This is a genomic window from Sporosarcina psychrophila (assembly GCF_001590685.1).
Taxonomy (GTDB): domain Bacteria; phylum Bacillota; class Bacilli; order Bacillales_A; family Planococcaceae; genus Sporosarcina; species Sporosarcina psychrophila.
The window spans coordinates 191,949-216,922 of the sequence record NZ_CP014616.1 but is presented as its reverse complement, the minus strand read 5'-3'; the positions used below and the strand labels follow the sequence as shown (position 1 = coordinate 216,922).

Here is a 24,974-nt window from a genome sequence, read left to right as displayed (position 1 = left end):
TTTTTTCCCGAGAAATTATATAAAAACATTCAGGGGATGTTTTATACAATATGAATGTAAATTGTAAACATGATTATAGGTTGTGTAATTTTATGCTAGAAAATCCAACATACCCCTTAGATTATTGGTTTGATAGAAATCATACTTTTACAATTTAAATTGCTGGATGGCTACTTCCAATTCATTTGACATCCTAGCTAACTCTTGAGAAACCGATGAAACCTCTTCCATTGAGGCACTCATTTCTTCGGAGGATGCCGCGACGTTTTGGGAATAATTATTTACTTCAATACTTGTTTTTGAAACTTCCTCAATGTGAACTGCCACTTCAGCTATATGATTTTTCATGTTTTCCATTGCCATGCTGACCTCGGATATTTTTGTTGTGCCAGCGAAAATGGAATCCTTAATTTCTCCAAACGCTTTCCCGCTTTCATTCACAAGTTTCATTCCTTCTTTTGCCGAGCTAACCCCTAGATTTACAAGACCCATCGAATCTTCAATGCCGTCTTCAATATCTTGAATAATTTCATTGATCTGCAATGCTGAGTTGCTGGATTGCTCTGCGAGTTTTCGAACTTCATCCGCCACTACTGCAAATCCCTTTCCATGTTCGCCAGCTCTTGCAGCTTCAATTGCAGCATTCAAAGCTAATAAATTCGTTTGCTCTGAAATTGATTGTATGATCAAGCTGATTTGTCTAATTTCATTTGATTTTTCATTTAACATGCTAATTTTCTCAGCAGAAGAGCTCACGTTTTTATCAATTTCAACCATTTTATTTACAGTTTGTTCAACGACATCACTGCCCTGTTTAGCAGTTTCCGTTGAATAATGGATGGAATTACTTACATTGTCCATGCTCACTGTCACGTCATCAACATGCTTATACACTTCATTGATGATAGCTACCGCATTTTTCATAGCGGCATCCTGTTCATCTGTTCCAGTAGCAACAAGTTGGATAGAACCTGATATCTCATTAGAGGCTTTTTGATTCTCGATCGAAGATGCTGCCAGCTCCTCAGATGTAGCAGATAATTGTTGAGATTCATGCGAAATCTTTTTGATTGTTTCTTTTAAACTGTTAGACATGGTATTGAAATTCTCGCCCATATCCCCGATTTCATCATTCACCTTTACCGTGACTTGTTGAGTCAAATCACCTTTTGACATCGCTAAAGACAAATCACTAATCCTTTTAATTCTCTTCGTTATACGTAAACTCATAAAAATAGAAGCTATTATAGCAAGAATAGCAAAAATTCCACCTATAATGAAAAGCATTGAGCGTATGAAAGTCGCCGTACTTAAAATTTCGTCCTTCTTTATGACAGCAATATACTTCCAGCCATCAATTTCTGAAGTGATTGTATTTAATACATAGTCTTCTCCATCTAGTTCAGTTTCAAATGTGCCATCTTTGCTTAAATCTTTTAATGAAGGAATGTTTAGTTTAGAAATTGGTTGGAAGTTCAATTCAGGATCTTTTGGATGTGCAAGGATTGTTCCATTTTCTTGCGCGAGAATTACATAACCATTTTTACCAATACTGATTTCCTTAATAATATCTGTTAAGCCTTCCAGACTTACATCTAAGCCTAACACGCCTGTTTGTTTTCCATCTTTTTCAATCGAAACTACATTACTTACTATAATTCCTTCTATACCAGTTGCCTCATAGGCACTTGTTAATTTTACTTCTCCTGGTTCTTCAATAGCCGTGGTATACCAAGGACGGTCTCTAGGATCGAAACCAGCTGGCGTGGGTCCCTCGGGAAATTGGACATAACCTCCATCCGCTGTACCTATATAAACATAAGAGGCTTTAGGATGACTATTACTAAATTGAGAAAACACATCAAAAATGGCTTTCTCCTTATCCCCATTTTCTGAAGGGGTCATATCAATTGAGCCTTCTCCCCCTAGATCTTTATAGGAAGTAATACTTGAATCGGCATTTAGAACGGAATTATCATTAGCTAATAAATTGACATTTTCCCTAATCGTTTCAAAGTATAGAGAAATTCCATTGTCCACCTGTTTAATTTCTTTCTCGCTGAAACTGATATAATCATCCTTGGTTTTTTTGCTAACTGTTTTATTAACTAAAACTCCAATAAAAACAATCGGTACTAATGATAGTAATAAAGAGAAAACTAATAACTTTGCTTTGAACGAAATCCTTTTCTTATTCATTTTTACACACCTTTCTATTTAATAGTGAATCAAGCGCAAGTTGCCTGCTACTTCAAAGCTTTTAAATTGTTAACTTCAAGAATCTCTTAATCCTTTCTAACTACGTCTTTTCGCCAAATTCATTCCAGGTGGTTTTAAACACTCAAAAAACTATTCTATTTAATATAGAATAGCCAAAGGATTTATATATATTAATCCATAAATTTGGTAACCAGGCGATCATTGTTTAGATTGCAGGACTTTTGATTAATCCCTAAACTTTAGATCCTAGGCTTTGCGTGCTGCCCTTTCAGAACAGGTTGCCTTTAACTTCTATAGTTTTAGTTTAAAATTACGCTCACTCATAATCTCACGTAACTCTACAAACTTCAAGACTTTTTAACCACTCCTCACTGTTGCTCTATGAAAAATGAATCATGAGAATAGTTCGAAACCAGTCATAAAGTATGTTTTCATTGACTATGTATAAAGTTTTATAGAAATAAAGTCAAAATATGATTTCAAATTAGTAATTGATTGATTTTGGCGACATTATCCGATATTAGGCTGATACTATCGCTTCACCCGCCTAATATTTATTACAATGACAACTAATCTCGATTACTTTGACACACCTAATTGGCCTATCTCCCAGTTCGAGATAGACCGTGAAACCATTTGAGCTTCGCATTTTCTCCTTCAATGGAAGCCCTTTTCTCATGGTTTCCTTTGAATTCATCTGGCTCTAGCATCTGTCAATGACCGAGTCTCATCATATTTTATCGATATCCGCCTCTATTTATGGTACGGCTCTCCATGATGTGGCTAAGTGCGGTTTTTCATGAAAAAAAGTACCTTGTCCATTTCACATGAATAAGATACTTTTACAATTTGATTATTATTTTCGATTTGCACATCAATACTTACCTTCAGTATTCTTTCTAAATATCCGCAATCCTCTAATTCTCTAGCATAAGCATGTTTTTTAAACTTGAAGAACGTTGAAATTCTTTAACAACATCTCTATCACTTTTATTAGCTACATCTATACACAGAAAAAGAATAGGACACTCACATATCCTATTCCCTTGCTACGTTATTCATTTGGAAATTTCGGTAGATAAATCATCGACTTAAATAAATCGCCATCTACTTGAACTAAGAACCGTCCGAGCTGGATGTGAATCAGGCTTTCAGCAATCGACAACCCTAATCCGCTACCTTGACTTGATCTAGATTCATCCCCTCGTTTAAAGCGTTCCATTAGTTCATCGACTGAAATATTTAATTCATATGCTGAAATATTTTTAAATGTCACGAGTATTTCATTCCCTAAAACTTCAACATCAATATAAACCCTTGATGCAGGTTGTGCGTATTTAAAAATATTCGAGAATAAGTTTTCGATGGAGCGCCATAGGAGTTTACCATCAGCCTTCACATACACCTTTTCTGTTGGGTGAGCTAACTTAAAATTTAATGACGACGCTTCAATTTTTTCATCCATCTCTCCTATTCCTTGCGTTAGTAATGATACGATGTCAATCCGTTCTAACTGAACAGGCATACTTCCGCTTGACGCTTTAGCCGCTTCAAATAAATCATCCGTTAAGATCTTAAGTCTTTTCGATTTTTGATCCAACACGTCTACATATTCTGCAATTATTTCAGGGTCGTTTTCTATTTTTAATAAATCGACATACGTAATGATTGACGTTAATGGCGTTCTGATATCATGCGAAACATTTGTAATGAGCTCTGTTTTTAAACGCTCGCTCTTGATCTCACTATCCACTGACTTTTTTAACCCATCGTTAATACTATTAATATTCGCTGCGAGTCGGCTAAACTCCCCTTTTCCGTCTACTTCAATTCGATGATGAATATCCCCATTCTTAATTTGCTCTACGCCCTCTTTAATGCGGTTAAATGACTTCACCTTTTTCATCGCAAACCAGGCAGCTAGACCAATGGTAACGGGAAACATGAAAAACGTTGCTGCAACTACTATTGGATAACCGATGACAAGCAGCACAGTTTTTACACCTATACTGCCACTATCAAATACATTTTTCACCGAAAGAAAAACCTTTTTGAGAATTTGATAGATGAGTGTATGCTGAAGTAATGATCTATTTTTGATATGCTTTACGAGCGATAAAATCATCAGTAAGGCAATGATAAAAATAGGTGCCGTGAGAAGCGTGTGCATATCGTGCAACACTTCAACAATCATCGCTATCCACATCGCTGTTAAAGAAACGACTATCACAATATTGAGATCATTATATAGTTTGTCAATGACATGAAAATGAATTTCTTTATCTTTAAATGACGTTCTTCCAATAACCATGATTAGATAAACAAAAGATAAAATAAATCCTGCTAGAAATACAATTAATTCATTAAGAAAACTTTTGGCAATCGCTTTGTCTTTTTCCCATCCCTGCATTTTTTGTTGTAAGAAAGATTCTTTAAACGCCACAAAAATGACGTCTTTTTGTGGATTCAACTTTTCAACATTGTGTGTAAAGTAATCGAGGTATTGACTTTCTTTCACTTCATTTGGATAAAGCTTTTGTTGATAATCCTCAAATAGCATATATGCACCAAATGATTCAAATTGCTCTTTCTTATTTAGTTCACTATTGGAGAATACATGTTCACCATCACTCGCATAATACACGCTTCCTTCATATGCTTCTAGTGTGCTGAGTAACCGATAAAATTCTCTTACCTGTTCTTTCATGCGTTCATCTTTTTTACGATTGATGTCATCTGCATATTCTTCTTTAAAGATGCGCTTATTGTCCGCTTCACTTAAGTCGTAATCATATCCGTTGTAATGAAATTCATTGAATAACTCGTTTTCAATTCCTCGTCTATCTTCTTTAGTCAGTGCCTTACCACCTAAAATATATTCTTCACTTTTATACTTTCCGATTAATTGCGTTAAAGAGGTAATAAGATCGTAACTTTCATCAGCAAATACTCGGCTCTCAAAATAATTATCTTGATTTATACTACTTAGATGAACCTCATTAAATTCCATGTTGATAATTGCCTTCGCTGCACCAGTTAAACAAACGATGGCAATCAGAAACACAACCACTTTCGTAATGAGTGCATGACTAATATTTCTCAACTTTATACCCAACTCCCCATACAACTTTTAAATACTTCGGCTCTTTCGGATTAATTTCAATTTTTTCTCGAATCTTTCGAATATGAACCGAAACCGTATTTTCTGGATTAATGGCCCTTTCATTCCATACCTTTTCATAAATCTCTTCAATCGTGAATACTCTCCCAGCATTTGCTGTGAGAAGCTTTAAAATTTTATACTGCACTGGTGTCAAATAGACCTCTTGTTTATCAACGGTAATGATTTTCTGTTCATCATCAATCATGAGCCCGCCCGTTTGAAGTACATAACTACTCGCCTCAAGACTCCCGAATGTCGTATACCTTCTTAGCTGCGATTTCACTCTAGCCACAAGTTCTAATGGATTAAACGGCTTGGCCATATAATCATCTGCTCCGATATTTAATCCAAGTATTTTATCATAATCCTCAGACTTGGCAGAAAGCATAATTACCGGAATCATATTATCTTGTCGAATCTTCATCGTCGCCGTAATCCCATCCATTTTCGGCATCATAATATCCATAATAATTAGGTGAATAACGTGATCTCGAATAAGATCGATTGCCTCTATCCCATTGTAAGCTTTGAATACTTGATAACCCTCATTTTCCAAATAAACGCTAATCGCTCTTACAATTTCTTTATCATCATCACAAATCAAAATGTTCAACTACATTCATTCCTCCATCTCTTTAGGCTCATGTGATCACCCCTATAGGATCTGTATAAGGATATGATACTATTTAAATCTTAACAAACACGCACACCAATTCTTAAGACTTTCTTAGTTTTTTTCCTAAGTAAATATAATTATGCCGAATAGACGATTCTGTGTTTCCTGATTCAAAATAAAATCTTAGAAAATTATATAACTTGAAGTACATGAAAAAATCCGTAAACGATTTGTAAAAGCCGATTTTCTGTTTGCTCAGAAAATCGGCTTTATTTTTGTATTCATATCTAATTTGAAAAATTTAAAGCAAAAATATCACTTACTTATGGTACGACTCCCTGCACCTGAAATTTAGTCTCCATAAACCGCTACTAATAAAAATACCTGGATCCGAAACGGTTTAGAGTCGTTTCAGATCCAGGTACCTATATTTTATTTAATAAGCGGTCCATCCTGCATCTGCCGTTATGACCGTACCATTGACGAAGCTCGAATCGTCTGAAGCTAGGAACAATGCCACCTTCGCAATCTCTTCAGATTTGCCCGTACGTGGATTAATGGCAAGTCCCGGTTGAATACGTCCCATCCCAAACGCATTGATGGATGTCATCGAAGCTCCGATGTTCGTTTCTACTCCCCCCGGTGCAATGGCATTACAACGAATGCCTTGCTTAGCGTACATAAAGCCCGTATTTTTTGTAAAGCCAACAACAGCATGCTTAGAAGCCGTGTATGCTGCACCCGCACGAGCACCGTATAATCCTCCTGCTGAAGCTATATTAATAATCACACCTTGCTCTTTCGCCAAAAAGATTGGCAATACTTTACGAGTTGAACGCATAACACTCGTCGTATTTATCGCAAAAATCCGATCCCATTTGTCATCTTCAATATCACCCGCGGCTTCAAAATTGTCCATGATACCCGCATTATTCACCAACACATCAACCGTGCCATACGTGCTGACAGCTGTGTCTATTAGATTTTGAATGTCCTCTTCTTTAGCAACATTCGCAACGACACCAATGGCTTCCCCACCATTTGATTTAATTTCTTCTACCACCGTATTAGCAGAATCACCGTTAATATCGGACACAACCACTTTTGCCCCTTCTTGCGCATAGAGCATAGCTATTGCTTTCCCCATGCCTGAACCAGCTCCTGTTACAACTGCTACTTTGTCTTGAAGTTTCATTTTATTCCCTCCTATTTTTAACTGAATGTGCTTACACAATTACGATAATGAACAGATGTTTAATATCTTTCAATTATAGTATAATCAATTCAAGCTACTTCATTCAATCAGCAAATCAACATCGACTTGTTGACTACTAGACAATCTATCCGAATTTTGTTCGTTTATTAAAAAAATGAGGGGGTTTACTAATGTCTACTACACCACCAAGCGTGGATAGAAGAATTCGAAAATCAAAAGTAGCACTAAAAAACGCGCTTTTAACCTTAATGCAATCAAAAGACTTCAAACATATTTCAATTACAGATATTGTCCAACTTGCCGATCTTAATCGGGGAACATTTTACAAACACTACCCAGACAAAGAAGAACTGTTGGAAGAAATAATCGATGAAGTCATGAAGGATTTAATCACATCATACCGTGCACCTTATGAAAGTCTGACTGTTTTCGAAGTCAGCAAGCTTACTGCTTCAGCCATTAAAATATTCGAACACGTGGCTACTAACGCCAATTTTTATACATTACTAGGAAAGTCAAATATATTAACAGGTCTACAAGCCCGTATTTGCAACGAATTATCACAACTTGTCCTTCAAGACATATCCAATAGAACCATACACACAAATATCAACATCAAGATGTTAGCCAATTACCAGGCATACGCAATTTGGGGGATGATTACTGTTTGGATAGACAGCGAATTCTTATATCCACCGGATTATATGGCCGAACAATTACTCGCAATTCTCCATCAAAACTCGTTCAATGATACGGAATCGCGAAGCTAAAATAATAAAGAAAAAGCGTACCTTGTGCTTCATGAACTTATTGAAAAGGTTTTGTTTAGTGATGTTTTCCAGGAGTATCATGTGCCGGTGGAGGGGTTTTATTGGCGATAGGATAAGGATAATAAACCATGTGGATAAAATCATTCAGACTTATAATTTATAAAGCAACATTGCCATAAAATCGGCAAGCATTCATCTCCCACCTACGCTTCGCGTTGAGGAAGGAGACTTCTGCCTTAGTCGATTAAAGTCCCTTCAACCCTCTATTTATAGAGTCAATAGCAAATTCCTGATAACGCTGCATCCGTCCCCACTTAACCATATGCTCGTACTCAGGGTGGTCGGGATCAGCAAGAATCTTGAGAAATTCTTCATAACCATACTCACCGCCTACATCTTCTGGTGGTGTATTCCCTTCACCTTCCAAGCAAACAGAATAGTTGGACTCATAGTTCTCTATAATGCTTTCTACTTCGATATCATGGTTCCAGTCATCACCAAAATCATAATTGTATGTCAGCTTCTCGTATGCAGGAATATATTCCGATAGCTTCACGTCTTTTTCAAGCTTCATGTTTACTTGCCCTGGATAATCAAAAGCCTCTTCGGTGCAAACAAGATTGATGATTGGTTTTTGGATTTTTTCATTATGCCCTTCAGTGATGTGATTCCCCGTATTGTCCGCCTTACCATAAACAAAAAAGTCATGAAGATGGTAATCTTGCCATCCAAAGGCCGTCTGTATAATTTGGTGTAATTGGTTAAATGTTTTATTTACAGGGACCACAAGTCGCCGCCATACTTGACGATTTTCGAACCTAAGTGTAACTTTCAGGACTGCGGCTTTCGCTTCAAAAGTTGATTGGCCAGCAAAAAGGTTGAGATCCTTATACATCTCTTCATGCGGAAGAAAATAACTGTTCTTTCCGTCTCCGACTAACATGCGGCTAATATTGATACCCATGTCCGGCTGGAAAATAGAATCTACATTCCATAACTCATCAAAAAAGTATACATTATCACAAGCCTTATTCATCCTTGCCACAGAAGTCCGATCCTTTGTCTTCGTCATGGAAACTTCACCAGTTTGAAGTAAATACTGGTCAATCACCTTGTCCGATATCCCTTCTGCGTGAAATGTTTCGCGGATTCCTTGCAAAGCAATCTCGTTGAACCTTTTAAAGTCTTTTGCTTTCAGTCCGTACAACACAACGGCATAACGATTATGATCATTCACTAACACAACCGCTTTCCTACGATTAACCGTGATTAAATTTGCATGCCAAGAGAAAAGTGGATTGTCCTCGGTAACTGATTCAGGTTCGACTTTGAGTTCAACTAAAAGTTTCTTTGTACAACGGATATGCATAATTGACAACTCCTTTGAATGAGGGGTACCTGAAATTTAGTAGTAGTAGTAGTATTTTTCTCAAATAAGAGACCTCACCTACTTATGATAAGGCTACCATAGCGCATCAAAATGAGGTTATTGTCTTGTCTACTCCAACAATTCTTCTTCAAGTAGCGTAAACCCTTCAATTATCGTGTCTTCTTCCACCTCAATCAATATGCAACGTTTTCCATTAACAGTGACCTGCCTCACATATCTCAAGTCTTGCGGGCTGATAGCAACATTTGCTACTTTCGTTTCAATCTTGATGGACTTGGATGCGTAACTTGGAAGGATGTGGCTTGCCTTCATTTCATATGTTTTGTCTTCGATTACTTTCTGAAATGCCCTTTCCACTTTTTCCGTGCTCACATCTTTCACTCCACTTGCCTTCAGCACACGCTCCACTTCTTTAGTATCCAAAGTAGAAAGGCTTTCATCTTCTTCCTCGTTTTCCACAAGCAACATACTGTTTAATTCATCATATACACTGGCAAGGGTTTTTGTATTCATCTCATTACCAGCCACTTCTTTTACGATTTCTTCAAAGACGGCTTTATCATCCTCTGCAGTCATAATCTCTTCGCCGTCTAGCACATTCTCGATGAAGTGGTAATCTGGCTTATTCGCTTTGCCAGCAGCATACAAAATGTGATTGACGTCTGCCGCATTGTCAGTAAAGCAAGGGAACACAAATCCACCAATTGGAGAAGTTAAATTGATAATCGGATCAAGCATGTCGCGAGACTTAAATTCCTTCTCATTGAAATCAAATATAAGTGACCGTTTCGGCAGTTCAGTCTGATTCATGCTGCAGAGAATGAATGGGTTCTTGTACACTTCATCCTGCTTTGCGACTTCCTCTTCATCATGATTCCTTTTCGTCGGTTTATAATAATTACCGCGAATAAAAGTCACTACGACGTCCTTTTCATATTGAGCGTCTTGCACCATCTTTCGGGCGATGCTTTCCATATTCGTTTTCCACTCTTCTACTTCATTCGTATGGAGACCCTCATATAAAAGCCGTTGCGTATGGTCCGTTTGCTCCTCCGCTTGCTCTTGAAACTTCACCTCAAATAACTTTAAACCCAGTTTTCCACCTAACACTTTTTTAAAGTTAGTCAGAAACAACTCTTGTTGCTCTCTGTCCAATAGGGCAAATGGCTGGCTTTCCTCATGATAGAAATCACTGCTCTCCTGCTTAATATACACTTTGTAAATGTCAGTGATTTTCAGTAAATCCGTATCCAACTTAAATTGCTTGCGAATCGCTGCAATGTCCTTCTTATTCATCTCTATTTCAACTCCCCAACTAGTATAATCTGTCATGTCGAATGTAAAACTCACATTATAAACTTAAAAAGAGCGTCAATGCTTTGATTCAGCATTTGACACTCCCTTATTATAGCAATGTTTTTGATGATGGTAGAACCACAATCAACTTCGAATGATACGGCGACGTCTTCCACATGATTAAGAGATTAAAATCGGGGTATAACAAGGACATGCTTCACTTATACAACTAGACAAAATTTTGGAGGAGATTATAATGGCTTTGAAACTCACAGGAGAAAAGAAATGGTTGAAACTTGGTGCAGCAACAATCCTGTCTGTCGGGATGCTTGCAGCGTGCGGCGACGGTGAAGACGACGTCGACGTGGATGTTAATAACCCTGTAGAAGATGTTGATCCTAATGACGGTACAGATACAAATGTGGATGTAGATACTGACGATGGTACAGATGCGGATGTGGATGTAGACACTGACGAGGGCACAGATACCGATGCAGATACGGATGCGGATGTGGACGTAGATACTGACGAAGGTACGGATACTGATGCCGGCACAGATGGTTAATAGCAAAACCACTAAGCGCTGAGCTTATAAAAGGACTGAATGGCCAATGTGCCATTCAGTCCTTTTTTCTATTCAGAATATAATTTTCAAATGAACATCACTACGATTGTAGAACGCTCAACAATCATGGCAGACTTTAATCCAATTTAGTAAAAAACGATTTACATCCAGATCTCACTATTTTGACTGAATAGATGAGTCCAGGCAAACAAGTTTAAATTTGCTTGCGCTCTTCTGATAAAATCACAAAAACTTTTTTCACAACATTGTCCCCTAAATCTCAATTCCCTTCTATATAAAGAATAAAGGGGATATTCTTTATGACAACTTACCTAACGGAATACGCACACTTCACAAACAAACACGATTTAGACGCAGCAACAAGGCAACACGTACTCACGAACTGGAACGACATGAATCAAACAGAGCGGGCTGTTCTTGATATGATCCGTCGCTACTCCGTTAAATACGGCGCCGCCCACTTGAAACACGAAACAATCGAAAAGGCCATCAAGAAATCCAACGCAACCGTTCGACGCGCCATCCGCAAATTAGAAAAGCTCGAAATCATCGAACGCATTCACTATATCCGCCCCGTTATGAGCGGTCTAGGCGCTAATATTTATGTCATTAAACCTACTAATGACCAGTCGAAATTGAACACCCCGAATGATGACGAAAAGCCTTCTAGCAGTAAGGTTGAACCCACTAATCTACAAACCGAAGCTTCTCTTTCTAAAGCGATAAAACCTAAAGACCTTAAAAGAACGTCTCCTACGGAAATTGTGCCTACTACACTTTTTGGCAAGATGAAATCTCTTCTTTCTTCAACAATCGGAGAAAGTAAATTAGCACGTAATTTTTACGGCGTCTATCGGAAACAGTCCCTACAAATGCTGAAATTCAGTATTCACGAAGACAAAGGAGAACTGTTCGAGCAATTAGCCATGCATGCCCTTCGTATTGCGGTTCAAACAACCAAACAGAAAAAAGTCCGGAATCTGCCCGGCTATTATTCAGGCGTCTTGCGCGAACTCATCGGCAAGGCCTTATTCAGCGAGGCTTTCATGGATTATGACGTGCCAGTTGAGGGGTTTTTCTGCCGGTAGTTGTAAATCGATTGGAAAAATAATTGGGATTACTTATTTCCCCATGTTTTCACTTAGGTTTATGCATTGTTGTGTTGAGGGTAACGTTCTCGTAGTCTAATAAACATAAAAGCGCACTCCGAGAAGTGCGCTCAATGCAATTCCTTATTTGAAGTAGCAGCATACAGCTACTCTTTCAGACGTTCTTGTTCTTCTAAATGCTTGCGGAGCTGGATTAAATAATCGGGTGCATCCATCGGGTCAGTGACAATCATTTCAATCATGCACAGCTGGCTCGTTTGCGCTTGTTCCGCTGCGGAAATCGCCTCATCCAACTCTTGGTTTGTTCGTACTTCAACCGTGAATGCCTTTCCGCCAAAGGCATCAGCCAGCTGCGTATAATTCCAGTTTGGAATCTCGTTGTACTGCTGGTTAGACGTCTTGATATTTAAGTATTTTCAATTGTGTAGCCGCTGTTATTGAGGATGAACAGAATGGGTCGGCAGCCATTATCCAGCATCGTACTGATTTCTTGAACCGTCACCTGCAGCGAACCTTCCCCAGTAAACAGCAGCACACGTCTGTCCGGTTCCGCGATGCATGCCCCGAATGCAGCTGGTGTTGCATAACCGATGCTCTGCCAACCTTGCTGGCTAATATATTCGGCTCCTGCCGGCAGTCGCACTTGTGACATCCCATACCCAAAGGTTCCAGTCTCAACCACAACAATGTCTTTTTCCTTCAACATCCGCTGGAAGCGTGGATAATAAGATGCTGCTCGAATTGGCTGCTCCGGATCACCAGATAGTTCATCATAAGGGAAGGAAACTTGAGGTAAAGCCCCGCTTCGGGTCCACCCGCACGTGTTCAAGGCAGCGACAAGATCTGCCGCCATCACCTGCTCGTACATGGATTCCCCGACCCGTACAAACTCAGGCTGAATGTCGATGAGGCGAAGCCGATGAAGCATTGCCGTTTCCTTCGCAGAATTCGTGTCGTTCCAAATCATACCAATCGCAATCACATAGTCCGCGCTTTCAACGATTGTTCTGACCTGTTCACTTCCTAATGCTCCGCCATACACGCCGATATAATTCGGGTGCTGTTCGTCTAAGCTACTCTTGCCCATCATAAGCGAAGCAGCCGGTACGTTTAAATCCGACGACAGCTGGTGAACGGAATCTCTAAGTCCATAGCGGAGCGACAGCATATCCGATAAAAGAACTACATTGTTCGTACCGTTTAACAATCTCGTTATATGCTGAATCGCAGCCTGAAGCGCTGGTTTATATGTCGTGACTTTAGTGACTTCCGGAACACCTCGCTGTACGATGGGCTTCGTGACCAAATCCATAGCTACCATCAAATAGACCGGCTTGCGTTTTTGTTTAGCTATGCGGATTGCTGCTGAAATCTCCTGTTCGGCATTTTCCGGCGTCACGATTGCTGTATAGGCGCACAGATGCGTAGACACTTGCCGGAATACGTCAAAATCGCCGTCCTGTAGGGAATGGTGCGCTAATTTATGCGCCTGCTGATCCATTGTTTTGGGAGCTCCGACGATATGTATGAGTGGCACATATTCACTGTTCGCACCCGCGATAGGATTGCAGGCACTCATCTCGCCAACACCAAAAGTTGTAATGAACGCTGACAAGCCATGAAGTCGTCCGTAGCCATCAGTTGCATATCCCGCCCCTAGCTCGTTGCGTGCATTTATGAAACAAATTCCATCATATTGCTCCAACGTATCCAGAAGGGTGAAATTATAATCGCCTGGAACGCCAAAAACTTCGGTAATACCCTCCGCTTTTAGACTGTCGAAAAGATATTGCCCGAGTGTGGGCGGGTGTGTTGGTATCGGCTGTTGCATTTTATCCATTTTAGTCTATTCCTCCTTTGCGTTTTTCAAAGGTTAGCTGTTTCCGAAACAATGGAGCGTTTCGGTAGCTACTCTATTATCTGAATTACCCCATCTCCCCCTACTTACTCCTAATTATTCGCCAGGTATTTCCGTTCATACGAAAGAAACACTACAGCAAGTCACTGTAGTGTTTCTTTCGTAATTTATCCCATGCTGTTTTTCATCCTATTTGAAGGGAAACACTAAACTAGGTACGTAAAACGAGGACTGTTTCTCCCCAAAAGCTTTACGAAACCTGTGGGGGTGATTGCCTCATTTTAATGATCTTTCACAATCCCATTGGCTTCGTTTAATTGCCCCTTTATCACATCTAGCTGTTCTTTGTTTTGCTGGACTGAATTTGCTGGCTCATCCTGCTGTTCTGCATGTAAGCGTGCCTTGTCAGCCCGTGCTATCGAATTGAAAGCATGCTCAACTGCAATCTCTTCTGGGTGCGTCATGGCTTGCTTCACTGCACGATCCGCCTTTTGAACAGAGTTGCTTAAAAATGTGTTTGGATTATCCTTCTTCCAACTTGTATCAGAACGCTTAGCCATTTATACCTCTTCCCTTCCTACAAATAAAATAAGTTACAGCGCACTTAGTATTGTGAAATATTCTAAAAGTATGCACGGCAGAGGCTATATCAATATAAAAGTAAGGAATTTATTTATCCTAAAAACAATGCATGCATGCCTTCCTCCGTCTCGCTAATACTACCTTCGAATAGGAGGGTACTAAATGGATGAAATCACTTATTCAGAAGCCGTATTACAGGAATACAAAGTTGGAATGGGCAGTTTCTCAGAAAAATTGCCGGAGGTGGCTAGGGCGTTTCATGCATTCACTGAGTCGTGTTTCGAAGACGGCAAATTGAATCTGAAAGACAAACAGCTAATCGCTCTCGCCATTAGCGTGCACGCAAATAACGAATATTGCATCCTCTATCACACAAAGGGTTGCCTGGATGCGGGTGGCACTGAGGAAGAAATGATGGAGGCAATTGGGGTGGCTGCGGCTCTAGGCGGCGGTTCCGCAATGAGCCAAGGTGTAACCATTTGGCAGGATGCACTCGAAGACTTTATAGGAATAGTTCAATAACATGGAACAGCCACCTGAATCAGGTGGCTGTTTTCTTGTTGCACTCAATCTATATCATCCATATTTCATACAAATCCCCGTAAAGCCCCGGTTTACCTGGGCCCTTATGCTTTTTTGGTGGCTCAAGTAAAATACTCCAACTTCGCATTCGGAAAGTACTTTTCCATGTAGCCGTATAAATATGATTTGATTTCATCCTCTTCGTCCTTTTGGTAAATATACTTACCGATTCCATACTTGCCCCACTTGTAGCGCCTTTTATCTTCATCTAACTCCAATTTTGTCTTCGGGTAGTTCTTTTCAATTACTTTTTTCGCAGGCTTCGTAAATCGGTGTTGAATGAATTCAAAAGTAATATCCTCTCTTGCATCTTGCGGCAATTCCTCGTCAAGTCGCTCAAACAAGTAGCGGTAGCCTTCCTCCCAGCCCTCATGAAGGTAAATGGGAGCAACTATAAAGCCTAGTGGGTAACCAGCTCTCGCGACTTTCCCTGCAGCCTCGATTCTTTTATCCAGAGGAGAAGTGCCGGGCTCGAAGTTCTTGATAACATAATCAGCGTTTACGCTAAATCTGAATCGCGTGTTGCCATTATGCTTAGCATCCAATAGATGGTCTACAAAATGGAATTTCGTCACAAAACGCAGCCTACCTAATTCTGTTTGACCAATATGTTCAATTGCTCTTTTTAATGAATGTGTCAAATGATCAATTCCTACAATATCGGATGTACACGCAGCTTCGAATCGGGTAATTTCAGGCGCACGTTCTTCGATGTAGCGATCAGCCGCTTCTAAAATCTCCTCCACGTTAACGTAAGTTCGAATATAGGGTTTGCTGCCCATCGTCGTTTGCAAATAACAATAATGACAATGCCCCATACACCCTGTCGCAAGCGGGATTGCATATTCGGCTGATGGTTTCGACGTCTCAAATTTCAACGTTTTCCGAACGCCTACGACCAAGGTAGATTTCGCGATACGGTATTTTTGAGCGTCCGTATCACCCGGCAAGTCCCGAATCTGATTATGTGAGGTCGTAAAGCGCGTTTCAATCCCCATTTTCTCGAACTTTTCCTTTAATTCTTTTCCAAGCGGATATTCAAGTGCATTAGGCTCAAAATAGACAAGCTGTGGTGTGAAGGGTTTATTCATACTGCGAACTACCTAATCCATAATTAATATCCATTTAATCACCTTTCTCCTTTTATATAGCTTGTCTTAAAAGTGAGAAATTATGAAAATGGAATTAATTTCAAAAAGGTACCCGATACTAATACAATTCGGAATTGCATCTGAACCAGGCACCTTAAATTACAGTGAATGAAGGTAATTCACCAATTGCAAGAAGCGTCAAAGAAATCGAGGAATACTGAATAAATCTCTTTTATTATTTTACCAATAATCTATTTGCTAGCTGGCGGTCTTCTTTATCTTTTGTCGTAATTGCAATATTTTTAATGCTTTTCTGCAAAGCAGGCTGTTGGGAAATCGATGGAGACCACCTTTCTAGCACACTGAGTGCATGGTATTGCAAACTCCCATTATCTGATGCAAGAGCAGCTTGAATCAGTGGTAATCCCACTCCTTCATACCCATACAAATCTTGAACAATGCATTGCAGACAATGTTGTTCTTCATTTGACAGACTTGATAACGATAAATGCGTTTCTGCAAATATGCAGATGTCTTCGATATACTTATGATTTTTTGTATCCATAACCACTACATATAGTTCACTGTTTTCGGGATCTTTCTCTAGCATATCAAACAAATTCTGTGTAACGTCTACTTGATAAAAGAGAGCGATTTTAAGTGCTTTCATATTGTTTTCTTGCTGTAGTGCTTCCAATACAAGCTGTGACCATTTAGGTTCATTTATAATAGGTTGAATCGCTTGCTGAATGGAAGCGTACTCTTGTTGTTTCCACTGATCGTTAAAACGTTCTTCCCAAACTTCACTATCGGCATTTAAAAATTCACTTATTTTCATTAACGGATAAAAATCCTCAAGTGTTTTACAGTGAGTACGTGCATGGTAAACGAAGCGTGAAAGAACCGCGCTTGCATATGGATAATCTTCGATACTTTCTGGAGCACGCTCATTAAGAAGGGCTTGGATGATAAGACCTGCTCCATCATATAGCTCTTTCGAAATCGTTTCTTCATATAGAGCTACGTCAAGCTCTCCTTTTACGGCACAACTATAGGCTAAATACTCATCCATAATTTTATTTCTGCAGCCCTTTGTCAGTAACCATTGTTTTATTTCTGGCGTTGTTGCTTCCAGTTGGCCAACAGCCGCAATCTTCCCCCAACCATGAACGGATTGAGCAAGTTGCCAAACTTGGTTGTTTGCCCGCATTGTACCATTCTTCAATGCAAATAGGACATAGGGTGTAAACTCTTCATGCATACCCAATGTGAATAATAGCTCTTTATATTTTTCACAATCCGTACATCCAAGTACAGTGATTGAAAATTTTACAACCTCCCTATGTGCTGCATGCTCTAGAAGCCATAATGCCTCTTGTTGTACACGGGATTCGTCAAATTGGGCTTGCTTGAATCGTTCAATGAATTCATCACTGTAGTTGGCCATATTGTCAAAAGTGATTTTTTCATATGTACCTTTTCGTGTTTTGATAGAAGGATGATTTAGCTGCTCTTCAAAGAGCTTCAGTATTTTTTTCACGTAAAATGGTGTAGGTATATCATCTGCAACATTATCGAACATACCTGAAGCCATTCGTGGATGATTTTCATCATACAAATATTCTTCATCTGGTAAATGATCATCTACTATTTTGTTGTGCGTTTGAATTTGTTGTTGAATAAAGGCCACAATTTTTTCTTTATTATCCCACGGAAGAAAATCTAACTTCAGGGAGTCGTCTAAAACCGTTTCATTATCTATTTTCACAATACAATTAAGTTTTACATAACCACCGAGTTTAACGGAAATGACATGCTTTCTGCCATCTTGCAGATCAAGTATGCCTGATAACTTGGAATACGGGATAATATGAGAAAGTAAAGATTTTCGTTTATTTCGATCAACTGTTACACCATCAATGATAAGTAACTCTTCTTTCATCTGGTTTATAACTTCAATCCGATGCCCTTTGTAATCCATCTCCCAGGTTTTATGTACTTCTTTTTCTACGTCTTTCTTTATGTTACGCATCTCACGTTTAAAATCGTCTTTAAAGCCCATAAAGTCCTCCTTGAAATAGGAATGGAATACAGTATAATTTGTACTCGTTTCCGATTCCTTTTTGCAATTCTATATTTATAAAGTTATGAAAAGTACTAACGTAATCGCGAATTGTATCAGAACCAGGCACCTGAAATTTAATACTATTACATGCAGTTTCCAGATGAATTGACTCCCTCGGCAGATTCATAGTCAACATGTGATTACTTTGAAAAGACTCTCCATAATGGTACAAAGTGAGGTTATTTCAATGTAATAAGTAGTTCCTTCATAATTAATAACATCACTCATTTTATAATTCCTATAAAATGTTTCAAAATCCTAGCCGTTAAACCCCAAATTGTATAGTTTTCATAATCAAAAAACCATTCTTCCATTGAACGAGCTCTCCATTGATACTGCGTACCATTCATTATTTTTTCATAGGGAAAGCTTGGCAAAGGCACTGGTTCAACGGATACTACATGCATATAAGGCTCATAATTCAATAGCCATTTAACGGGTATTGTAAATACCTCTTCAACTTCTTCTTTGTTATACGAATGAATAATTTGATTGTAATCAATGGTTGCTACAAATGGATAGATAACAAATGAAGAGGAAGCAATATAAGGACTTAATGTCCCTACGATCGTAACCGTTTTTGGGTCGACCCCTAATTCTTCATGCGTTTCTCGTAAAGCGGCAGCCATTGGGGATGGGTCTGTGGAGTCGATTCGACCACCAGGAAAACTAATATCACCGGGCTGTTTTCTCATAGTGAATGAACGTACTTCGAAAAGGATATGCCATTCTTCATCCACTTGAACAAGTGGTATTAAAACCGCTGAACGAAGAGCTGTTTCCTCCCCTATAAACAGGGACTGATTTTCATTTAACTGGTTTTTTAGTTGATCTAAGAACATGAAATCCCCCTCACCTTAATGTTTTATATTCTTTTTATCGTATCACGTAAAGATTGACGATTAAAGAATCTCAAGATGCTATTTTTCATAATTAATCGACTAGAAGTAGTACTTACACTTTTTTATTCCCTTTTGAAATCGAACTAATAATTACCCACAAAAATAACAGCCTGATTTAATAATTACTCAGACTGTTTCATTATTATGACACAAACCTCACTTTTGGTACGGCTCCCCGTAACGAATGTAAGTGCAGTTTCATTTTGCTTATAAATTTTGTATATCCAACAGGTACAGAAAAATTGATACTTATTGAGCTGTATAACCACCGTCAACAGTTAAGCTATTTCCAGTCATGAATGAAGAATCATCACTTGCCATGAATAATACCGCTTTAGCCATTTCTTCTGCTTGTCCTAGACGTTTCATCGGAGTCATTGAAGCTAATGTTTGTTTACTCTCTTCTGGAATAATTGGTGTGTCGATGAAGCCTGGGCATAGTGAGTTAACGCGAATGTTTTGTTCTGCATATTCAAGAGCAAGTGAGCGTGTTAAGTTAATTACGCCTCCTTTTGCTGCATTGTAAGCCGCAGAACCAGGTGAACCAACCCAACCATACATAGAAGCCGTATTTACGATTGTCCCACCGCCCGCCTTTAACATTTCACGGATTGCTTCACGCGCTACTAAGAATACGCCATCTAAATCCACATTGACTGTGTTGCGCCATTCAGAGTACTCTAATTCATGAGTTGGGTGAACGCGACCAATACCTGCATTATTGAACACAACATCTACTTTGCCAAAAGCTTCAATTGTTTGTTTAAAGATATTCGCTACATCTTCTTCACTTGTAATATTCGCTTTAATAAATAATGCTTCGGCGTTAAGCGCTTTCAATTCTGCTTCAAAAGCTTTTCCTTTTTCTTCATTTAAATCTACAAGAACTACTTTAGCACCTTCTGAAACAAATAACTTTGCGGTTGCGGCTCCAATACCAGAAGCTCCTCCAGTGATGACAGCTACTTTATTTTGTAGTTTACCCATTTTACATTCCCCCTGTATAATTATAAGATAGCGCTAGCATATTTTAGTTAGTATGGATAGACCCAATAAAAATATGTGCTAATTTGTTCACAATTTAATTTTAACATTTGGGTCAGTTCCAACAATCATTAAATTCTTATAAAATGTATAATTAATAGACACTTTATATATCTTTGTCTCTTAACATGGAGGGATTTTTTATGGAAAATAATAAAACCATATCATCTAAACGACAAAATCGGACAAAAGAACATTTTAAGCTAGCACTTATTGAACTTATAAAAAGAAATGGTTATCATTCTGTTTCGGTGAAAGATATTGTAAATCAAGCCTCATATAATCGCAGTACGTTTTATGTGCATTATCAAGATAAAATTCAATTGGCAGAAGACTTACTTGAATCGATGCTGAAAGGCTTAGAAAATTCAGTAGGAAAGCCATATATACCTGGTCAAAAATTTTATACAACAAAGCTAAATACACCATCTTTTAATATCATTTCTTACATATATGAAAACCGGAATTTTTTTCTGATCAAATATGATGAGCCTTTACCAGGATTGCATACAAGATTTCCTCAAACAATTTTAAAAATTTATCAAGAACAATTCAATTTCCAAACAATTAACAATATCCCTGTAAACATGGATTATTTTAAACGTTATACTGCCTTTGGATTTTACGGACTTATTCTGAATTGGATTAACAGTGACTTCAAAGAATCTCAAGAAGAATTTATCGAAGAAGTTATTGCGTTAACGAAAACTCACATATATTCAATTGAATACATTGGGGAATAATCGAACCACTATCCTATCAACTTCTTTAAAATATCACGCTTGAATTTTAGTATTTACCCCAATGATTTACACCGATGCGAATACAAGTCGATACCAAATAAACATGTTACAATCAATGCATGAAAAACAGTTGGAGTGACGAAAATGAGTAAACGAGAACAACAAAAACAGCAACGTCGTCAAAACATCATCCTAATTGCAAAGGATTTATTTTTGGAAGAAGGTGTGCAAACTATACAAATGCAAGATGTTGCGACTACTGCTGGCATTGGGATTGCAACGTTATTCCGCTATTTCCCTAAAAAAGAGTATTTAATGATTGCGGCGACGAATGCGATTACAGATGAAATGGCCACGGATATTGGGCAGATTGTCGAGCAGCCGGTGACGGCATATGAAAAAACCGAGCAAATTTTGGAGTATTATATAGGCATAACGAAGGATCTACAACTGCGTTTAGCAAAATACTTCGAGTCCTTTAATTTATATGAAAAAATAGCAGAAGAATCGCCTGAAGACTATGCTGAATTCTTAGCTGTACGGAGCAAATTAGCTCGTATTTTATTAACAGTAAGTGAACAGGGCAAGCGAGACGGTTCGTTAAGATCGGATGTTGATTTGGATCTATTTATCATGACAATGGTACAAAATTTCAGCTTATTCACTTATAAATCAAGCCTAACAAAGCATGATACCAATCTTTCGACATTGCTTACTTCGGACAAGCAGCTGGCGATGATGAAGGATGTATTTTTACGCTATATTCAGCCATAAAATTAGGGCCATATGAATTGACATTCGCATGAGAAAGCTGTTTACTAGTAAGTATAAAAGTGATAGTCGACTATCACCTTTTGCGAATCTATTCTAGGAGGAATTTTATATGAGTCGGTTATCAGGTAAAGTAGCGATTATTACAGGAGCAGCACAAGGTATGGGTGCATCACATGCAAAATTATTCATTGAGCACGGTGCAAAGGTTGTTTTAACAGATTTAAATGAGGAAAAAGGAAATGCATTTGCAGCTGAATTAGGTGAAAATGCACTTTTCATTAAACAAAATGTAGCATCTGAAGAAGATTGGGCGACAGTTATTGCGAAAACAGAAGAAGCTTTCGGTCCAGTAAACGTATTAGTAAATAACGCCGGTATTACAATGGCGAAAAATATGCTTGATATTACAGTAGAAGAATACCGTCGTATCGTGGACATTAACCAAGTGTCAGTATTCTTGGGTATGAAGACTGTAGCAGCTTCAATGATAAAAGCTGGCGGTGGTTCAATCGTCAATATTTCTTCTATGAACGGCTTGGTTGCTGGCGCTGTAGGTTACACTGATACAAAATTTGCAGTACGTGGTATGACGAAAGCAGCTGCCATTAACTTAGCGCCAATGGGTATTCGTGTAAACTCTGTACACCCAGGCGTAATCGCTACACCAATGGTGGTTCAAGAAGATACAAAAGCAGCTGTAGAAGCATTCTCTAAACATATTCCATTAAAACGCGTAGCACAACCAGAAGAAGTATCAAATATGGTACTATTCTTAGCTTCTGATGAGTCTAGCTACTCAACAGGTTCAGAATTCGTTATCGATGGTGGATTAACTGCACAATAATAGTAGTACATGAAAAATCCATATAAGGTTTGTAAAGGTCGATTTTCTATTAACGTAGAAAATTGACCTTTGTTTTTCCGTTAATAAATAACCTCATTTACTTATGATACGGTTCCCCGAGTGCACCTACATTACTTACGTTTATTTTAACTTTCTTTATAGCCTTCAATTTTATCTTGAATCCATCTTTTATGCCCCAAAAGTTTAATTCCAGTTATCGCTTATTCAATATGGAAGTCACAGACAGGTTAGTTGCATACGTTTTATTTGTAATGAGGAATGTTTAGCATTTTGTCTAATTCATACTATAACAACAATAATATCGCTAAAGTTAATAAATATTTATTGATAAACAATAAATGATGAGTTAAAATGAAACATACAATATATATGTGAATTGCTTTTCATGAAACCAGAAAATGATTTATCGATATGTGGTGTATTCAATGGCTAACGTTCCTATATTGAAAAATGGAAAGGCAAAACCCATTCGATTGTCAACTCTAGAGGTGATTCGTAAGGCTTTAGAATGTCACCTGGAGATATTTCAGAATACAAAAGTGACGAAGATATTTAAGTTTGGTTATACGCATTATGGAGGAAAGTAGGACCTAGTCTGACAATTATTAGAGGAGGTATAACCGTGGAAATCGACAATTCGATTAGTAAAAATATTGCTAACCCCAATGAGCTGGAGAGAATGTTTAGAGAAGACCCCAAAGCTTTTAAAAAGTCATTCTCACACGCTTGGGAACAAAACCCTGATTCGCCGGTTCTTGCTACTTGGTATGAAAGATTGAATTTCAAGGAGGCGGCACATACAGAAAAAACTTCCTTGCTTCAGAAAGGTTTCTTGTTCATGGGCATTTTAGCCATTCTGGCGGGGATAAGCACCAGGATCATTTTCCATTTTGTCGAACAGGAAGCAATTGCCCCAATTAACCTTGCTTTTGGGATTCTTCCCTTCATTGCAGCTTATTTTGTATACAAAAATAACCCCCCAAAAAAGGTTCTTTACACCCTTGCATTGATGTTCCTACTCTCTGGGTTGTATCTTAATATGCTGCCATCAAATCATAATGACAGTATTATCCTTGCTTATTTACACCTTCCCATATTCTTATGGGGATTGATTGGGCTTGCATTTATAGGAAATGAATATGGTATAGGGAGTACAAGATTAGCCTATCTTAAATTTAATTTGGAATTTTGCATACTCTACGCCAGCATGGCAATTAGCGGAATGTTGCTAGCAGCATTAACCATGCAGTTATTTAGTTTTGTCGGTTTGGATATAGAAGACTTCTATTTTAGAAATATCGTTTTATTCGGTGCTGCCGCTCTCGCTATTGTGGCTACATACCTGGTATCGATGAATCTTAAACTTGCTAAGAATATTACACCTTATATCGCTAAAATTTTTAGTCCTCTTGTTCTGGCCACATTGTTGGTCTATCTTATAACGGTTATTTGGGTCGGAAAAAATCCATTCTTGGATCGCAATTTCCTGCTAGTCTTCAACGGAATACTCTTTAGTGTATTGGCCGTTACCATATTTTCCATTACCGAAAGCGGTACAGACAAGAAAAAGACCATTTCTGATTATATAAGCTTCGCCCTAATTATTCTTGCTCTTATCATTGACAGTGTGGCTTTGTCAGCCATAGTGTTCAGACTTTCTTCTTATGGAATTACACCCAACAGAATTGCTGTTTTAGGCGTAAACATACTTATCTGGGGAAATCTAATCTGGATCATGGTCTCCTATATGCGTTTTCTACAAAACAAAACCGGGCCTTCAACCATCCAAGATGCGGTTACTAAGTATTTGCCGGTCTACGTACTTTGGGCCGCTTTCGTTACATTTACTTTTCCTTTAATTTTTAATTAGAAAGGCTTTACTATTGTAACGAATGCTGTTCTTCCTTATAAATGCCAAAAATGAGCAAGGTTCTATTCATAACTTGTTCATTTTCGGCTTTTTATTTTTCTGAAAAAACCGCATTTACTTCTGGTACGGTTCACCGTGATGTAACTACGTGAAGTTTTTGTATAAAAATTAG

Annotated in this window: 19 protein-coding genes, 2 pseudogenes and 1 riboswitch; of the genes and pseudogenes, 9 read left to right on the top strand and 12 right to left on the bottom strand. The window is 38.4% G+C overall.

Annotated features, from left to right (window positions below):
- Positions 1-147: 147 nt before the first annotated feature.
- From AZE41_RS00955 to AZE41_RS00940, 4 genes are all read right to left on the bottom strand, one after another.
- Positions 148-2,199, bottom strand: a complete 2,052-nt coding sequence (locus tag AZE41_RS00955) for a methyl-accepting chemotaxis protein (RefSeq protein ID WP_067204506.1) — start codon at positions 2,197-2,199, stop codon at positions 148-150.
- 203 nt (positions 2,200-2,402) lie between these two features.
- Positions 2,403-2,513: riboswitch (cyclic di-GMP riboswitch) on the bottom strand.
- Between the two features lie 761 nt (positions 2,514-3,274).
- Positions 3,275-5,323 carry a HAMP domain-containing sensor histidine kinase gene (locus AZE41_RS00950; RefSeq protein WP_197485351.1) on the bottom strand — a complete coding sequence of 683 codons (2,049 nt, stop codon included), beginning with the start codon at positions 5,321-5,323 and terminating at the stop codon, positions 3,275-3,277.
- Positions 5,310-5,996, bottom strand: a complete 687-nt coding sequence (locus tag AZE41_RS00945) for a response regulator transcription factor (protein ID WP_067204501.1) — start codon at positions 5,994-5,996, stop codon at positions 5,310-5,312. The genes AZE41_RS00950 and AZE41_RS00945 overlap by 14 nt, the downstream gene beginning before the upstream one ends.
- Positions 5,997-6,435: 439 nt before the next feature.
- Positions 6,436-7,194, bottom strand: coding sequence for an SDR family oxidoreductase (locus tag AZE41_RS00940; protein ID WP_067204498.1), 759 nt, complete (start codon positions 7,192-7,194; stop codon positions 6,436-6,438).
- Between the two features lie 191 nt (positions 7,195-7,385).
- On the opposite strand from AZE41_RS00940, the gene AZE41_RS00935 reads away from it, so the two are divergent.
- The gene (locus AZE41_RS00935; RefSeq protein WP_067204496.1) at positions 7,386-7,985 is read left to right on the top strand and encodes a TetR/AcrR family transcriptional regulator; all 600 of its coding nucleotides are present in this window, start codon (positions 7,386-7,388) and stop codon (positions 7,983-7,985) included.
- A gap of 244 nt (positions 7,986-8,229) precedes the next feature.
- Here AZE41_RS00935 and AZE41_RS00930 read toward each other — a convergent pair whose 3' ends face one another.
- Together AZE41_RS00930 and AZE41_RS00925 are read right to left on the bottom strand one after the other, a co-directional pair.
- A complete protein-coding gene (locus AZE41_RS00930; protein ID WP_067204493.1) occupies positions 8,230-9,354 on the bottom strand; it encodes a plasmid pRiA4b ORF-3 family protein in 1,125 nt (374 codons plus the stop codon).
- Positions 9,355-9,483: 129 nt separating this feature from the next.
- Positions 9,484-10,671 (bottom strand): DUF4317 domain-containing protein, encoded by a 1,188-nt coding sequence (locus tag AZE41_RS00925; protein WP_067204490.1) that lies wholly within the window; start codon positions 10,669-10,671, stop codon positions 9,484-9,486.
- A 256-nt stretch (positions 10,672-10,927) separates the two neighbouring features.
- Between AZE41_RS00925 and AZE41_RS00920 the strand changes: the two genes are divergently transcribed.
- Both AZE41_RS00920 and AZE41_RS00915 read left to right on the top strand, forming a co-directional pair.
- Entirely contained in the window at positions 10,928-11,236 is a 309-nt protein-coding gene (locus AZE41_RS00920) for a hypothetical protein (RefSeq protein ID WP_067204488.1), read from the top strand.
- A 320-nt stretch (positions 11,237-11,556) separates the two neighbouring features.
- A complete protein-coding gene (locus AZE41_RS00915) occupies positions 11,557-12,345 on the top strand; it encodes a helix-turn-helix domain-containing protein (RefSeq protein ID WP_067204486.1) in 789 nt (262 codons plus the stop codon).
- A 167-nt stretch (positions 12,346-12,512) separates the two neighbouring features.
- On the opposite strand, the pseudogene AZE41_RS00910 reads toward AZE41_RS00915, so the two are convergent.
- Together AZE41_RS00910 and AZE41_RS00905 are read right to left on the bottom strand one after the other, a co-directional pair.
- A pseudogene (locus AZE41_RS00910) lies at positions 12,513-14,206 on the bottom strand (alpha-keto acid decarboxylase family protein).
- A 299-nt stretch (positions 14,207-14,505) separates the two neighbouring features.
- Positions 14,506-14,784, bottom strand: coding sequence for a hypothetical protein (locus AZE41_RS00905; protein ID WP_067204483.1), 279 nt, complete (start codon positions 14,782-14,784; stop codon positions 14,506-14,508).
- A gap of 184 nt (positions 14,785-14,968) precedes the next feature.
- Here AZE41_RS00905 and AZE41_RS00900 point away from each other — a divergent pair, with 184 nt between their 5' ends.
- Positions 14,969-15,328: a carboxymuconolactone decarboxylase family protein gene (locus tag AZE41_RS00900; RefSeq protein WP_067204481.1), complete on the top strand. Its 360-nt coding sequence runs from the start codon at positions 14,969-14,971 to the stop codon at positions 15,326-15,328.
- 122 nt (positions 15,329-15,450) lie between these two features.
- Here AZE41_RS00900 and splB read toward each other — a convergent pair whose 3' ends face one another.
- The 4 genes from splB to AZE41_RS00880 form a co-directional block, all read right to left on the bottom strand.
- Entirely contained in the window at positions 15,451-16,479 is a 1,029-nt protein-coding gene (gene splB / locus AZE41_RS00895) for a spore photoproduct lyase (RefSeq protein WP_067204479.1), read from the bottom strand.
- Positions 16,480-16,714: 235 nt separating this feature from the next.
- The gene (locus AZE41_RS00890; protein WP_067204476.1) at positions 16,715-18,541 is read right to left on the bottom strand and encodes a hypothetical protein; all 1,827 of its coding nucleotides are present in this window, start codon (positions 18,539-18,541) and stop codon (positions 16,715-16,717) included.
- A gap of 287 nt (positions 18,542-18,828) precedes the next feature.
- Positions 18,829-19,446: an NUDIX hydrolase gene (locus tag AZE41_RS00885; protein ID WP_067204473.1), complete on the bottom strand. Its 618-nt coding sequence runs from the start codon at positions 19,444-19,446 to the stop codon at positions 18,829-18,831.
- Between the two features lie 309 nt (positions 19,447-19,755).
- Positions 19,756-20,493, bottom strand: coding sequence for an SDR family NAD(P)-dependent oxidoreductase (locus AZE41_RS00880; protein ID WP_067204471.1), 738 nt, complete (start codon positions 20,491-20,493; stop codon positions 19,756-19,758).
- A gap of 200 nt (positions 20,494-20,693) precedes the next feature.
- Here AZE41_RS00880 and AZE41_RS00875 point away from each other — a divergent pair, with 200 nt between their 5' ends.
- The 5 genes and pseudogenes from AZE41_RS00875 (at position 20,694) to AZE41_RS00860 (ending at position 24,802) form a co-directional block, all read left to right on the top strand.
- The gene (locus tag AZE41_RS00875) at positions 20,694-21,293 is read left to right on the top strand and encodes a TetR/AcrR family transcriptional regulator (protein WP_067204468.1); all 600 of its coding nucleotides are present in this window, start codon (positions 20,694-20,696) and stop codon (positions 21,291-21,293) included.
- A gap of 144 nt (positions 21,294-21,437) precedes the next feature.
- Positions 21,438-22,067 carry a TetR/AcrR family transcriptional regulator gene (locus AZE41_RS00870; protein WP_067204465.1) on the top strand — a complete coding sequence of 210 codons (630 nt, stop codon included), beginning with the start codon at positions 21,438-21,440 and terminating at the stop codon, positions 22,065-22,067.
- A 109-nt stretch (positions 22,068-22,176) separates the two neighbouring features.
- Complete coding sequence (locus AZE41_RS00865) at positions 22,177-22,911, top strand: glucose 1-dehydrogenase (RefSeq protein WP_067204463.1); 735 nt, start codon at positions 22,177-22,179, stop codon at positions 22,909-22,911.
- A gap of 419 nt (positions 22,912-23,330) precedes the next feature.
- Positions 23,331-23,488, top strand: a pseudogene (locus AZE41_RS22455) (helix-turn-helix domain-containing protein).
- 66 nt (positions 23,489-23,554) lie between these two features.
- A complete protein-coding gene (locus AZE41_RS00860; protein ID WP_067204461.1) occupies positions 23,555-24,802 on the top strand; it encodes a DUF4153 domain-containing protein in 1,248 nt (415 codons plus the stop codon).
- Positions 24,803-24,974 lie beyond the last annotated feature (172 nt).

What these genes read in the sequence shown, in the direction of transcription:
- AZE41_RS00955 (WP_067204506.1), bottom strand. Translation starts at nt 2,199, where the DNA reads ATGAATAAGAAAAGGATTTCGTTCAAAGCAAAGTTATTAGTTTTCTCT.
- AZE41_RS00940 (WP_067204498.1), bottom strand. Translation starts at nt 7,194, where the DNA reads ATGAAACTTCAAGACAAAGTAGCAGTTGTAACAGGAGCTGGTTCAGGC.
- AZE41_RS00935 (WP_067204496.1), top strand. Translation starts at nt 7,386, where the DNA reads ATGTCTACTACACCACCAAGCGTGGATAGAAGAATTCGAAAATCAAAA.
- AZE41_RS00930 (WP_067204493.1), bottom strand. Translation starts at nt 9,354, where the DNA reads ATGCATATCCGTTGTACAAAGAAACTTTTAGTTGAACTCAAAGTCGAA.
- AZE41_RS00925 (WP_067204490.1), bottom strand. Translation starts at nt 10,671, where the DNA reads ATGAATAAGAAGGACATTGCAGCGATTCGCAAGCAATTTAAGTTGGAT.
- AZE41_RS00920 (WP_067204488.1), top strand. Translation starts at nt 10,928, where the DNA reads ATGGCTTTGAAACTCACAGGAGAAAAGAAATGGTTGAAACTTGGTGCA.
- AZE41_RS00915 (WP_067204486.1), top strand. Translation starts at nt 11,557, where the DNA reads ATGACAACTTACCTAACGGAATACGCACACTTCACAAACAAACACGAT.
- AZE41_RS00905 (WP_067204483.1), bottom strand. Translation starts at nt 14,784, where the DNA reads ATGGCTAAGCGTTCTGATACAAGTTGGAAGAAGGATAATCCAAACACA.
- AZE41_RS00900 (WP_067204481.1), top strand. Translation starts at nt 14,969, where the DNA reads ATGGATGAAATCACTTATTCAGAAGCCGTATTACAGGAATACAAAGTT.
- splB (WP_067204479.1), bottom strand. Translation starts at nt 16,479, where the DNA reads ATGAATAAACCCTTCACACCACAGCTTGTCTATTTTGAGCCTAATGCA.
- AZE41_RS00890 (WP_067204476.1), bottom strand. Translation starts at nt 18,541, where the DNA reads ATGGGCTTTAAAGACGATTTTAAACGTGAGATGCGTAACATAAAGAAA.
- AZE41_RS00885 (WP_067204473.1), bottom strand. Translation starts at nt 19,446, where the DNA reads ATGTTCTTAGATCAACTAAAAAACCAGTTAAATGAAAATCAGTCCCTG.
- AZE41_RS00880 (WP_067204471.1), bottom strand. Translation starts at nt 20,493, where the DNA reads ATGGGTAAACTACAAAATAAAGTAGCTGTCATCACTGGAGGAGCTTCT.
- AZE41_RS00875 (WP_067204468.1), top strand. Translation starts at nt 20,694, where the DNA reads ATGGAAAATAATAAAACCATATCATCTAAACGACAAAATCGGACAAAA.
- AZE41_RS00870 (WP_067204465.1), top strand. Translation starts at nt 21,438, where the DNA reads ATGAGTAAACGAGAACAACAAAAACAGCAACGTCGTCAAAACATCATC.
- AZE41_RS00865 (WP_067204463.1), top strand. Translation starts at nt 22,177, where the DNA reads ATGAGTCGGTTATCAGGTAAAGTAGCGATTATTACAGGAGCAGCACAA.